Origin of the sequence: Mucilaginibacter sp. P25 (assembly GCF_050859465.1) — a bacterium.
GTDB classification, from domain to species: domain Bacteria; phylum Bacteroidota; class Bacteroidia; order Sphingobacteriales; family Sphingobacteriaceae; genus Mucilaginibacter; species Mucilaginibacter gossypii.
In genome coordinates this window covers 6,282,665-6,296,132 of record NZ_CP193937.1, presented here as the reverse complement: position 1 = coordinate 6,296,132, position 13,468 = coordinate 6,282,665, and the positions used below count along the sequence as shown (strand labels likewise).

Below are 13,468 nucleotides of genomic sequence, written 5' to 3'. Positions count from 1 at the left end.
ATAAGGAAATATCTAACCTGGATTTTTTAACTTTCAGAAACCAGCAAAAAACCGTCCGGCCAATTAGCCGAACTGCGAACTCTTGGTAAATTTCATGCGAACCCGGACCGTCTCCTATTGAAGGTAAAATGAGACTCCTTTCATAATTAATCGTTTTGCCATTTCGGATTCGTTTGCCTCCAATTAAATTGGAAAATTTATCTGCGATAATTTCATAAAATTCCTTGTTTAATGCCTCAACGCTAAAGGCACTTCTTAAATCTTCCAGGCCAATCGGCTTGCCCGATAACGAAATAATCCTTAAAACAGGGGTTCTGATTTTTTCTCCTCTTCCTAAAAGATATGTATATCGCTTAGGTTCGGTTTTTTTACACCTATAGTTCCATCTTCATCGAGAGTCCTTATTTCTGATACAAAAGATAAACGCCACTTGTTGTCTTGAACAAAAACAATTAAGGCACCGTCCACGTCGTATTTATAAACTTGTCTAAGTAGTTCCCTTAAACCTACTTTATTGCGTTCAAGCCAAACTCCCGGTTTAATATTGACTTGATAAATCCCAATAATTCTATCGTCTTTAGTATTGAAATTACCCAATTCGAACGCCTCAGATGCCTTATCATTCGTTGGCAATAAAATAGACAGTGGATTTTGATGTAAAAATTTTACATCGAATATGTCCACCAATACCTTTTGCCATAATTCAATTGAATATGGCTTTGAAAATATGTCTTGTAATTGTTTTTTATCCATTAATAAATGTCTCGCTTAAAACAACTTCAGGTGAAATGTTAACTTCAATTTCTTCTGGTTTTTCTTCATCACTTGATTCGTAAGCATCATATTTATTAGCAACAAGCAATATAAGGTTATCCAATTGTCCATACGTAATTTGCCGTTTGTCTAATTGTTGCCTGATTTTTTTAATTCATTAGGTAATGGTGTATGTACACCTTTATCCACTAGAATAATTAAGTTTTCACAGGCAACTTTTACTTCTGACCTCTTAGTGAGACTTTTAAAATCTCTCAAAAACTTTTTAGCTTGAGACGAGAACTCCGTCAGCTTTATCATTAGTTGTTACTGTTGCCGTAGATACACCTAAAAAATCCTTCTCAAAAGTAGTCAAAGCTGTTTGAACTTGATTATAATGCATTTCAGGTAACTCAAAAGATGTTTCATTTATTTTTGCCTGAAATAATTCTGCTGCTTCAAGAAATGACAGGGGGTTGGTTTAAATTTTTCATCGACTTTATAAAACTCGATTTTGAAATTAGATTTTAGAAACACAACAGATGAATTAATTACATTCTCTTTTTGAGCTTCTTTGCTATCTCTTGCTGTCCTTGCCTTTAATGGAAAACCTTTAATTCTTTTGAACTCCTTAGGATTATTGTCTTTAAACTCTCTAATAAATCGAAGATATTGTAAACGTTTATCTTCATCATCAGGCAATCCTTCTTTAAACAATTCAAACTGTTCTAACAGCTCTTCGTGCGTATAAATTTGCGCATCCTCACCAAAGGCTGTGTGAAATCCTTGTAATTTAACCAAAGCTTTGCTGTATAGTTTAATTTCCTCATCTCCCTGTTGCGAAGGATAAAAGTTATAATTATAGATGACACCGGCTACACTGCCAATTCTATTAACGCGTCCAATACGTTGCATTAATCTAGTTGCATTCCAAGGGGTATCATAATTCACAATAACATTGGCACGGTGCATATTTACACCTTCTGCTAAAACATCAGTAGTGATAATTATACTGTAAGTGTTTTTTTGCTCTCCTAAATAATTGGCATCAAAATTTTCCTGTATAGTATCAAATTGTTTACTCCTGTTTTCAGAGGATATACAAAGGATTTTTTGATCTAGAATTGCTTCTAACTTTTCACAGAGATAATGTGCCGTGTCGGCGCTTTCTGTAAACACAACAAGTTTGCCTGTGGGGTTAATTTCCTTGTTAAATAATTCGGTCTTAAGAGCAACAACAAATTTATCTAATTTGGGATCTTCGATTATGTTTTTCCATTCCTCAACCAACTCACTTAAAAAATCATGATCTTTTTTTAAATCAATAATGAAATTTTCGTCGAAATCTTGCGGTTTAAAAACATTGCTTTTAGGATTTGATATACTGTCTTCCAAAATTTTTGTTTCAATCTGTTCAAATGATAACCCCTTTTCCATTAAACTATTAACACCAAGATCAGGTGCTATAAATATCTTCCCTTTTTCAAACATCTCAATCATCCTACCAGTCGATATTTTGAGGTTATTAAGTGAAGATTTAAAAGCAGTAAAGCTACTTTCAAGCCGTTTTATCATTAGCGTTTTCATTATAGCTGCAAGTGAATAAGAAACCAATTCAGCATTGTCATAGACACCCTCGCTAATTTCCTTATTTAATGCACCTATAGCCTGATAGCGTTTGTAATTAATTTTGTCTTTGTCCGTTAAAAAAATATCGTGTGATAAAATAATTTGCTCAAGCGCGTATTTAATTCGTATAATTTTGCCTTGGGAGCGGCGATTTCAGGAAACCTTATTCCTTGCGCATTTAAGTCTTCGAGATATTTAGGATAGTTTTTCAAATCTCTTCTTGTTCTCCGGACTGTTATTTGTGAAATAACTTTTTCCCTAATTGTTAGATATAACGCGCGGATTCGTTCCATGTCAGGAATGTCAGCTTGTAGAATTTCACGATATTCGCGAATAATCGGTCCGAAAAAGTTTGAAGGTTCGTAACCTGCAATGTACTACGCCTTGCGTCTTGGAAAAGCAACAACTGATAGTATAAATCCTGTGGCCGGTTATTTAATGGGGTTGCGGATATTAGCATTACCTTTTTCCTTGCACCGGATAGTAATCCTTCGCCGTTGCGAGGTGCCTTACATATCCGCTGCAATTGGCTAAACATTTGCGATGTATGATTGCGATATCTATGCGCTTCGTCAACCAGTACTAGATCATAATCTTCTTTAGCCCAATAGTTTATATCACCTTCGATTATTTTATTGATTTTGCCATTTGAAACAAATTTAGTATGGCGATCAATCCCAAATTGTTTAAAAGTATTTTTCCAATTCTTTTCGAGCGCAGGAGGGTATACGACAAGAATCTTAGTATATAATGACCCGTTAGCAATTAAGAACCGCTTTGCAATCATAGCAGCAACTACAGTTTTACCTAAACCTACTACATCTGCTAAAAAGAAACCATTATGCTCACTAAGCATTTGAAAGCCTTCGTTCACAGCATCTATTTGGTAACTAAGCTTCTTAAAAGATTTGGGTAAATCACCTACAGTATCTGGGTCATAATCAATGTTTTTTCCAAAATATTCAATCAAAAATTTGATGTAAATCTCAAATGGCGTGAATGATTGACCAATATGTGTTTTTTGTTTCCACAATTGTATGTCGGCAGGTAATATTTGAGTGCTTTCTGCCCACAAATTACTAAACTCCAATTTTGTGAACTGAACATCATCGTAGTTTTTCAATGCAATATTAAGTTCATAATTAGGCGCTTTTTTGAGACCCAGACCAGCATCTGTTAAATTGGATGACCCCATTATTACCCACCCATCGGAATGTTCTGTGTGTTTTTCAGGCAGAAATAAATAAAACTTAGCATGTATAGCTTTGGATTTATGAGCTCTAATTTCGATACGACCGTCGATCATATCATTTATAAATTGCAAAATTCCATTTTCAACGGTAGAAGAATATTTTGCCTCTTTTATGTCTTGAATAAACCACTTCAAAAACTCATCTTTTGCTTTTACCTCATCTCCAAAGTACAACAGTCCCTTACTTTGAGCCTCGGCAAACATTTGGTCAACGTTTATTCCGACAAGTATTTTAATTTCTTTTAAGTCTTTTAAATGCTCTTGCAAAGCGAAATAACCTGAAGATCGAAAATATCCTATAACGGCATGAAAGGCATATAAGTCTTTCATGTCACGGATTATTCCTGTGAATTTATCAAAGAGATTGCGCTCTTTGTTATTAGTAAAAAAATGAGATGACATACACTACAATATTAAAGCAATATCTCACTAAAATTTCATATTGTTTTAATTTATAAGATTTTTATAACCGCCTCTCTAGTCGATTAAAATTTATTTTTATAACTAGCTTTTAAAAAATGAGTATTTTAAATTATAGTTATGAAGCATCGATTTGCTATATGATTTGAGCTCAAGCAGATAGATTATGTGCAGCAGGAAATATTTCTCTCTACGCGGCGAGGCCGGTAATAGAATGGTTCACGTGCAATAACGTGCTGTGTAGTTCAGCAACTTTCGGTAGCAAAGTTGGTATGTATATTTATCCCAACTAATGTAACGATAAGCCTTAAAAATTGGGTCTTATCGTTACACTGGAAGTAAACTTTTCATTATCATGGCCTATATCGGCATCTCTTTTTCCGCTTAAACTGATTCACCGCATTTTGATCCATATCACCAGCATTGTTATCAACGCCGAGCAAATTCCCGATAAGATTGCCACCAAGTATAGCCGAATTAACCATCTGCTGCCGACCCGATTGTTGGATTGATAGATCTGCTCCGCGCTCGCCACGATGCTTTTTATTTGAAATGATAGGTTGGCCGCTGTGCTCTCCAACTGGTTGAGCCGCCTTGATGTTATTTCTATTTGCCTTTCCGATTTGATCCTGTAGTTTTCCAGTGCCCTGCTGTACATCATTTCTATTTCCGGCAGTAACTTTTGTATCTGCGATAGTTCGCTCAGTTGCTCCGGTAGAGGTTGATTGTCCGGTTCGTTCAGACTGGTTGGCTCTTGTCCTAACATTTGCCTGGTATATTGCTGTGCGATCTCTTTCTTGTTCATAATTGATAGCATTTTTAACAGCCTGCCATTTGTAAGCGTTTCCTAAATGAGCGCCTTTAAATTGCATCCCTTCATAGCCGTAAGAAATTCCACTTACAAATCCGGTGCTGGCCTGATTAAATAAAGCATTAATACCCTGTGCTTTAAGTTGACTGATAAATTGCTCTGCGATTGGCTTTTGATTTAGTATGTTTTTTATAGTGACCTGCAACTTCATTTTTACAGATGGTTCGTCTGTGTGCTTCATCATTTCCAACTCGTTCTTAGTCATCGCTCGTTCTTTTGCCTGGCGACTGGAGATTACTTCAGTTAATCCGTATTGCTTTTCTAACTTCCTAATTATCTGTTCGCTTCGCTGGTAGTCTTTACTATCGGAAAGGACTGTACCATCATAACCAATGCGGTTAACTAAAATGTGCATGTGGGGATGATCTGCATCAAAGTGACGGAATATTGCATATTGGTGTTGGTCAAATCCCATAGCCTCCAGATAATCTTTGGCAATGGTTAACATTTGATCATCCTTCAAATTTTCATGTGGTGGAAAGTTAACCGAGGTATGATAAAAGTATTTGGCCAAATTGGGCCTTAGCACTCGGATCATTTTTACTTCATCCATAATTGTCCGCTCGTCGTGTTGAGCAAATGAAGTGTCGAGCCACTTTGCTACGCCCTTGTTTACTTTCTCAAGGTTATAATTAAGTGCTCCTCTAAAACCCTTCCCTTTGACCTGATCCCCTGTCATTTCATTAAACAGTTTAAAATATCCTTCTGCGTTTTCATCAATCCTAAAAGGATAGAAAGGTAGGCCGGTGATAATTTGCCCGCGTGTAACTGCTTTACTGCCTGATTGAGATTTACACCAACCTTTTGCAGTTCACGGTACAGCGCTGCATTTACTGGCGATAGCTTTATATTGGGAAATCTTCCAGTAAAGGCTTTTTGCCTGATCCAGTTTGCCGGTGTCATGCCCGATGCTTCGGCATAGTTTAAGACGGTATCATTCTCATCTTTTGTCAGCCGGATATTCACTTGTATGATCCTTTTTCTTCTTCCTGTAACGTTGGCCTTCCCATGATCTTAGATTTTTAAACGAAGTGCAAAATCAATTTTAACTCGAAGGAGCAAGCCGTTTAAGCGTAGCGAAAACATGGCTTGCTCCTAACAGATGAACACACATTTATTTACTGAAATTTATACGTTTGCTTTTTGCTTCCCCTCTCAAAACTTTCATAATATCCTCGTAATTGTAGTAAAGGATACCACCTATTTTAGTGAATGGTATAGTTCCATTCTGCCGTAAGTTTTGCAAGGTATTGTCGGAGATTTTTAGAAGATTCTTAACCTGGTAGGTCTTTAAAAACTTTTTTTGCTCCTCTGTTGAGCCGCCGCCTCACAAAGCTTTCATTTGATTTATCAATCGTTCTCCAAACTCCTGCAAATCCTCTCTGGTGATAATTTCTGCAGCCATAATAAATATTCGTTTTTATTTGTTAAAACTTAAACCTATTGCGATATATGGTATTAGACAAGTCCAACTTTCGGCTGTACCCTTGGTACAAAGTTGTACCCTTTGTTTAAATAAAATTCACCACTCATGCCTAACTTATGTGTTTTTTTTATTACAACGAGTTGTTATGTATTAGCACAAAAGTGAAAGTCTTGCTTGAAAAAACTTCACACCTCATGTACGAGGTAGGTGTTTTTTTAACAAAAATCAACGAATGGTATTGGAATTTACTCCAAGTTTATCCGAGTCGGACTTGGAAATTTTTAAAGCAAGATTGGGCTTGCCATTATAAACAATTTGATGTTCCAATTTGGAACATCAAATTGTTTAATTTATTAACTATTACTGATTGGTGATTTTATTAAGGACGGTAGATTTTTTCTCTTCCATCTTACCTCTTAGCATATCCATATCCCGGCTAACTGTACTATCTAAAATTTTTGCATAATGCTGGGTAGTACGAATATTCTTATGTCCCAACATTTTTGAAATGCTTTCTATAGATACCCCGTTTGCAAGCGTAACTGTAGTGGCGAAGGTGTGCCTGGCAATATGAAACGTTAATTCCTTTTGAATGCCGCATACATCAGCTATCTCTTTTAAATAGGCATTCATTTTTTGATTGCTTAAAACTGGCAGCAATTTCCCTTCATTAATACATGAGGGATAATCTTCATATTTTTTCAATAGTTCAAGAGCCACGGGCAGTAAAGGGATGCGGGAAGCAGTGTCGGTTTTTTGCCTTGTAGTAAATATCCACTTCTGGCTATCAATGCCGGTGCTTATTTCAGAGCGTTTCAATTTATTGACATCGGCGTAAGCCAGGCCGGTATAACAACTGAATAAAAATACATCACGAACTTGATTCAGTCTTTCTGAAACAAAGCGCTTTTCACTAATCAAATCCAGCTCCTCTCTTGATAAGAAATCTCTGATTACTTCTTTAATCTTCGTCTTATAGTTAATAAAAGGACTACGTACAAGCCAATTGTTAGCCACGCAGATATGGATTATCTTTTTTAAGTTCTTGATATACTTTACTGCTGAGTTGTTATTGCAGTGCCTTACGGTTCTAAGATAGAATTCCAGCGATGTTACAAACTCATGGTCTAAATCCTGAATATTAATATCAGAGACCTTATACTTCCACTTTAAAAAGTTTTTTACATGTTTAATCGTGGTCTGATAGCGAATGGCTGTAGCAGGTGCATACTCTTTTCCAACCAGCGCCTCAACCTGCCTGTTATGATCTTCAAAGATGGGGATCAACATACGGCAAACAACTTCCTCTTCAATGCCATTCATGCGATCTTTAAAGGTTTGTGCGGTAATGGGGATTTTCCGTTCGATCATTTCCCGATAAATCTCATAAGCTTTTTGCTCAATTGTCTTGAGGTGGCTGTTGACAGATCGGGCATCTTCTGTATTGCCCATTACTTTTTGGGCGGTATTATTCCATTTATCAGGCGGGGCGTTTCGCTTAGTTGCGATCTCAACTCGCTCACTATCAATAGTTATCCGAAGATAAATAGGGGCGTTTCCATTGGGTAACGCCTTTGTTCGTTTCATCTGAAACAAAAGGGCAAAAGATTTTGTCATTTTCAGGTCTCTAAAGGGTTAAAAAATCAGTCCTTTACACAGCGGATTTCAATCAGTTGATTTTGTATAACAAATTGAAATACAATAGCTTCCAGTGTTTCCAGAGACCTAAGGTAAGAAACTTGTCGAGGTCTCCGAATAGGTCTCTAGAACGTTGAGCTATTTTGACATCTTTTGAGGGAGAATTCATAAAAAAAACGCTATAAAACCGGGTTTTATAGCGTTTTGATCTTCTTTAGACCTGTAAAAGTGGAGCCGGAGGGATTCAGGTCGAACACCTTTTACCAATTCTGTTTTTTATTAATGCATTGAAAAACAGATTGTTAAATAAAATAGCTGTATAATTTCTAATTAAATTTTAAAGGATAAAATCTGTTGATAATACGGTTTTATCCTTTTCATTTTTAAATTCCCACCTATAAAAAGTTCGACTATCGAACACATAATATATAATGATGATAATGGCCATAATACGAAATCAAGAATTAATTTTCTTGAAGGATAAGGAAGTGTTTGCATTCAAATTGGGATCTACCGTTATATGATTATCTTCGATGAACCAACCGAATTTCAAATGACGTTATTGATACAAACGCCACCACATTCCGAACCATTAATAAGTGATAATGTGCTCAAGTACCTAATACCCGCATGCGTATCCTTGTTTGTTTTTGGGCTGGGAATATTTGCGACCTGGTTCAAGCTAAACTTAGAAAGGAGGCGTCAATATCGACAATTGAAAGCCTTGTTCTATACTTGGGTACCGAACCTCTCAGCACCTGTCGAAGCCTTTGCTTTATCTTGTTCGGACTTGTCTGCAAGACTAATTGCATCCGAACGTCTTGCTGCGGAAGCCTTTGGATTTTTGTCGTTGAACACTGATAAGTTAGCAGCAATTGATATTCATCAACTTGTGAAAGCTTTTATTTATAATAGTACCGGCGAAGAGGCCAGTAATAATGAACAATTGTTTTATCTAACAAGTAATCTGGATTATCTACACAGGCTTGGCCCCGAGATTGAAGCAAAATATCAAGAGCACTATGCGAAGGCAAATAACCTTATGAATGATTGGAATACCGCATTCATGACGCTCACAAAAAATACAACTGCATTATTCAGTGAACTAACAATTAAGAGTCAACAACGTCAAACCCTGGAAAATCAACTACGTGATAATGCTGCAGCTTGGCTATTGATTTCGGCTCAAAATCCTCAAAATACTACATTAATATATAACAATCTGATCACACCGAACACGACAGCTTTGAACCAATATTTTCAAACTGCTCCCTCACAAGACACTCAGGTTAATGACCTCATGGCTGCTATCAGCGTAATTTCGGTAATCTATATGCAATGGCGAACGAGCCATGAAGGATATGCTACCGTCTTTAATAATTATGCAGGGAAACTCCGGGATACATACAAGCGGTTGCAAGCAGCTGTAGATCACTTTCAAACAAATACCGCTATCAAACCTATTTGCGATTGATATTCAGTGATTTTAACTATTATTTATTTTGTAAGTTATCCAACTTTCTAAGTTGGTCCCGAAATCTTAAAGATGCTTTTAAACTCCCATATATTTTTAAAATTAAAATAGCAGAAGGATAGTTACCAAAAAACAAACTGTTATCCTTTGCCATAATGGATCTTGGGACTTTTTCTTTTTGATCCTTCTTATGGTCAGGCCATGTTGCTCACCTAATTTTTTTGACTCATTATAAGTTTTTATTCTTTTCCTTTTCTTTTTTCTCATTAACGATAAGCCAAGGTTCTTCCAGTAGAATTCAATGGTTTCTAATTAAATTTCAGGAAATATTTATATTACATGATGTAATAAATTTCCGGCTGTGACGGTTGAACAGGAGCAGCAGGTTTTCCAATCATTTCCCGCAAATTGCCCTCAATAGTTCTGCTCAACGTTGTCATTGGGGTATCGGTCGGTTTATTTTCAAAAGGGTCCTGCATAAGGATCGCAGTACGTTCGATGGCAATGAATAATACTGGAATGGCAAAAGTGAGACAGATCTCTATAAATTTTGATTTATCCTCAAGTCCGAATGGAAGCAAAGTCATGAGCACATAAATTAGAAAATGGATCATTACGCTATAGGATCTCGGGAAAACAGTATTTTTAAGTCTTTCACATTTACCCATTCCATCACATAGTCGTGCTATGGTCGAATCAATTTGAACTTGCTTATTGGCATTAATGTTGAACTTTTCAGATGCATTAGCCAACAAATCAGCATGTTTATCCAGCAAATGATTTGGCAGGTTATTCGTTTTAACCTGGTTAACCGTTACATATTCAGCCACTGGTCCGGTAAAGGGGACTTTCCGAAGATTTTCAGTCAGTGCAAAACACCATAATATTTGTTGCTCTGCAAGTTTTGCCACCAATTCTTCACCATCTTTGGTTTTAGGAAAAAATTGTTTTGCCTGCCTGATCAGTGTGCGGCTATCATTTACTATACCTCCCCATATTATTCTCGCTTCCCACCATAACTGATATGATTGAGACGTACGGAATGCAAGTAGCAATGATAATAAGGTTCCCACAAAGGCAGAGACGGCCAGTGGAATAGAAACTTCTTTCAATAACCAGTAATGATCGAAGGTGCCAGCCAAAATCGCATAAGCGGCAACAGCAATGATGTCATATTTGATCAGGTTCAAAAAATAGGTGATCGAGATTCTTTTTTTAATAGCATGGTAGATTAAAGTTTTAATTAAATTGAAAGTAATTTAACAATAATTATTTTTCACCCGAAGCAAATATCCGGTCAACAGCGCTGCATAAAAGATGACCGATCAATATATGCATCTCCTGTACCCTGGCAGTAATATCGCTATTTACATTTAAGGTAATATCACAAACAACGGATATCATGCCACCGTTGGCACCCGAAAGACCTATCAAGCGGCATCCCCGGTTCTTGGCTTCTAATAAACCAGAAACAACATTCTCGCTATTCCCGCTTGTTGAAATTCCTATCACTAAATCACCGGGCTGCGCCAGTGCTTCAACTTGCCTGGAGAAAACTGCCGGGAAACCATAATCATTACCTATCGCGGTTAGAGCTGATGTATCGGTAGTCAAAGCGATTGCAGGTAAACCCCGCCGCTCTTTTACATAGCGTCCCGTGAATTCAGCCGCGATATGTTGTGCATCGCTTGCGCTACCTCCATTACCAAAGAGCAGTAATTTTTTTCCGTTCTTAATGGTTTCAATAATCAATTCCGCAGCTTTTTCAAGCTTATTTAAAAACTCAGGATCTTTTAGCGTTGCAGCCGCCTCCAGGTGTTCCTGAATTTCGGCCTTCATGTGTTGGTGATTTTCCATAAGTAAGCTTTATTTGGTGGTTATTTTTGAACAATGCCTGCGATAACATTAATACTCAGCGCTACAATAATTGTGTTAAAGGAAAATGCCAGTAACCCGTGCAAAAGGGCAAGCCGGCGAATACGCCGGGAAGTTACTTGTACATCAGATACCTGGAAAGTCATACCGATCACAAAAGAGAAATAGGCAAAATCCAGATAATCAGGTTTTGGCTCATTCGGAAACTCTAAACCTCCTGGCTTAAATGCTTTGTTGTCCGAACCATCTTCTACATCACAGTAGTAAAAGTGGGCATAACGAAAAGTAAAAATGGTGTGAACTAATATCCACGAAGTAACAACGCAGGCTAATGACAAAAGCACATGAAAGGTTAGTTGTCGCAGATCGTTCTCTGTACCATTTTTTAATAATAATACAATGGCAAATAAACTCGCTACAGATGCAAATATGGCAAATAGGAAAACGAGGGTTTTACTCGAATCCTGGGCATGTGCATCATGGTGCATGGTAGACGGGTGAACTTTAAAGATCGTCAACGCAGAAAGTGTCAGTGATACCAGCGAATATGTCAGCCAGGTTAATAAGTACTGGTTCGAGATGGATACTGCCCCACGAACAGCAATCCAGCATATTGCTGCCAAAGTCAGCGCTACATATAATTTATGGTGGGCATCGAGCCGGGTAATATTTAATTTTATTGGTTTGGTCATTATTTTAATTGATGTGGTAATAATTTAATCGTCATCCCGATGGCCGCTGAAAGATTGGTAGGGTATAATAATTGGTCTCCTCGCAATTTAAGATCACTAAGGCCGGTAGAAGCATAAAGGGATAAGCGGTTGCTTAATGACAGGTTATAATTCAAACCGCCAATCAGGTAATTAGAGCTTCCTTTTAATGCTTTAGCAGGCTGATGGAATCTGAAGAAATTGACACCCAGGTATGGTGTTAAAATCAATGCATCAGGCGCTCGCTTGTTATGAATATCATAGGCTAAATGCAGACCGTACTGCCTATAATAGGTATTATTCGTCCCAAAATTCTTTGCAGCTTCTGCTTGCAAAAAACATTCCCGGTGTAACCGCACAGAAACGCCGAACTGCAAGCCGTAATTAATCCACGATAGGCGGCCGTCAGACTTCATTGTTGTTCTAACCGGAAATGCATTTAAAGCATAGGAAATACGGAAACGTTCTTCCCGTAAAGTATCTACTGATTGATGTTTTGCGGGATATTTTGTATGATCATTGGCTTGCGCCTGGGCATTTAAAGAAAAGCCAAGGAACACGAGCAAAATAAATGGGCTTACCCCGCCCCATAGCCTGGCTATGGGGTTCCGGGGATCTGCCTGAGCTCTAAACGTATGTGTTACCATTGACGGTGGTATTATCTTTCATATTTTGATTTCAACTGTACGATCATTTGCTGCTGCATCTTTAGACGCTGCCATACCTGGTCTTTTTCTTTAGTTGAGAGACCTACCTGCAAAAAACCGGCATTGATCTGATTCAAGTTTTCAAATACCTGAATCATCACCCACAGGTACAATCTTTCCCGATCCAAACCTTTGGGTTGCTGATACCTACTAAAATTTCGCATTGCAGCATCAACGGTCCGCTGAAACAAATCGGGTATTGGGGTGGCAGTTTGTTTGCAGGACGAAGGAAAAAGATCCGCCCGAAGCTGGTATTGTAATTGAACCATAGCTCGCGTAAATCCTGAATTTCCTGTACCGCTCTGTATTGCCGATTCCGTCATCGTAATCTTTAAAGCCCGGTCATAAATGGATCGGGTGATTTTAATGTAGTAGCTACGTGCGTTGTTGGGTGAAAATTTCAGCACCGAATCTGCTGTTCGCTGAATTTGTGTCAGGTAGTCCGGCAATGCTTTTTGGACGTTAGGGGTTGCGCCAGCAAAGGATGGACTCCTAAAAACACAATGAGGAGGAACATTAATACAGTTTGGCAAACGTTGCTTGATTTAATTTGATTGATCTCCATCGGAAAAGTCGTTTTGTACCTGGTCTGTAAGCCATGATTTTAATTGACTGATATTCCTTTGTTTTACAGGTTCCCAATGCTTCTTCGCGTGAGCGGTAAAATAGGTATGATCGCTCAAGAATTGCAGATTTTGACGAACCCAATCCGA

The 13,468-nt window shown here is 37.7% G+C and carries 13 protein-coding genes and 1 pseudogene; 1 reads left to right on the top strand and 13 read right to left on the bottom strand.

What is annotated here, in order from left to right; genetic code table 11:
- Positions 1 to 333: 333 nt before the first annotated feature.
- The 8 genes and pseudogenes from ACRQ5D_RS31745 to ACRQ5D_RS31710 form a co-directional block, all read right to left on the bottom strand.
- Complete coding sequence (locus ACRQ5D_RS31745) at positions 334 to 753, bottom strand: hypothetical protein (RefSeq protein WP_431198737.1); 420 nt, start codon at positions 751 to 753, stop codon at positions 334 to 336.
- Entirely contained in the window at positions 746 to 877 is a 132-nt protein-coding gene (locus ACRQ5D_RS31740) for a hypothetical protein (RefSeq protein WP_431198736.1), read from the bottom strand. Before ACRQ5D_RS31740 ends, ACRQ5D_RS31745 begins: the two co-directional genes overlap by 8 nt.
- A 305-nt stretch (positions 878 to 1,182) precedes the next feature.
- On the bottom strand, positions 1,183 to 2,340 hold the full coding sequence (locus ACRQ5D_RS31735) for a C-terminal helicase domain-containing protein (protein ID WP_431198734.1): 1,158 nt from the start codon (positions 2,338 to 2,340) through the stop codon (positions 1,183 to 1,185).
- Between the two features lie 307 nt (positions 2,341 to 2,647).
- A complete protein-coding gene (locus tag ACRQ5D_RS31730; protein WP_432327776.1) occupies positions 2,648 to 4,036 on the bottom strand; it encodes an SNF2-related protein in 1,389 nt (462 codons plus the stop codon).
- A gap of 371 nt (positions 4,037 to 4,407) precedes the next feature.
- Positions 4,408 to 5,604 (bottom strand): relaxase/mobilization nuclease domain-containing protein, encoded by a 1,197-nt coding sequence (locus ACRQ5D_RS31725; RefSeq protein WP_091163332.1) that lies wholly within the window; start codon positions 5,602 to 5,604, stop codon positions 4,408 to 4,410.
- The gene (locus tag ACRQ5D_RS31720; RefSeq protein ID WP_432329929.1) at positions 5,601 to 5,897 is read right to left on the bottom strand and encodes a plasmid mobilization protein; all 297 of its coding nucleotides are present in this window, start codon (positions 5,895 to 5,897) and stop codon (positions 5,601 to 5,603) included. The genes ACRQ5D_RS31725 and ACRQ5D_RS31720 overlap by 4 nt, the downstream gene beginning before the upstream one ends.
- 142 nt (positions 5,898 to 6,039) lie before the next feature.
- A pseudogene (locus ACRQ5D_RS31715) lies at positions 6,040 to 6,207 on the bottom strand (helix-turn-helix domain-containing protein); the annotation flags it as partial.
- A 504-nt stretch (positions 6,208 to 6,711) separates the two neighbouring features.
- On the bottom strand, positions 6,712 to 7,968 hold the full coding sequence (locus tag ACRQ5D_RS31710; protein WP_091163335.1) for a site-specific integrase: 1,257 nt from the start codon (positions 7,966 to 7,968) through the stop codon (positions 6,712 to 6,714).
- Between the two features lie 541 nt (positions 7,969 to 8,509).
- Here ACRQ5D_RS31710 and ACRQ5D_RS31705 point away from each other — a divergent pair.
- On the top strand, positions 8,510 to 9,463 hold the full coding sequence (locus tag ACRQ5D_RS31705; RefSeq protein WP_091207758.1) for a hypothetical protein: 954 nt from the start codon (positions 8,510 to 8,512) through the stop codon (positions 9,461 to 9,463).
- A gap of 335 nt (positions 9,464 to 9,798) precedes the next feature.
- Here the strand turns inward: ACRQ5D_RS31705 and ACRQ5D_RS31700 are convergent, their stop codons facing one another.
- The 5 genes from ACRQ5D_RS31700 to ACRQ5D_RS31680 form a co-directional block, all read right to left on the bottom strand.
- Entirely contained in the window at positions 9,799 to 10,653 is an 855-nt protein-coding gene (locus ACRQ5D_RS31700; protein WP_243487254.1) for a bestrophin family protein, read from the bottom strand.
- Positions 10,654 to 10,732: 79 nt separating this feature from the next.
- Entirely contained in the window at positions 10,733 to 11,320 is a 588-nt protein-coding gene (locus ACRQ5D_RS31695; protein WP_208864631.1) for a D-sedoheptulose 7-phosphate isomerase, read from the bottom strand.
- Between the two features lie 20 nt (positions 11,321 to 11,340).
- On the bottom strand, positions 11,341 to 12,030 hold the full coding sequence (locus ACRQ5D_RS31690; protein ID WP_167667796.1) for a DUF1345 domain-containing protein: 690 nt from the start codon (positions 12,028 to 12,030) through the stop codon (positions 11,341 to 11,343).
- Complete coding sequence (locus ACRQ5D_RS31685; RefSeq protein WP_091207752.1) at positions 12,030 to 12,695, bottom strand: hypothetical protein; 666 nt, start codon at positions 12,693 to 12,695, stop codon at positions 12,030 to 12,032. Before ACRQ5D_RS31685 ends, ACRQ5D_RS31690 begins: the two co-directional genes overlap by 1 nt.
- Before the next feature lie 11 nt (positions 12,696 to 12,706).
- Positions 12,707 to 13,204, bottom strand: a complete 498-nt coding sequence (locus ACRQ5D_RS31680; RefSeq protein ID WP_432327773.1) for a hypothetical protein — start codon at positions 13,202 to 13,204, stop codon at positions 12,707 to 12,709.
- Positions 13,205 to 13,468 lie beyond the last annotated feature (264 nt).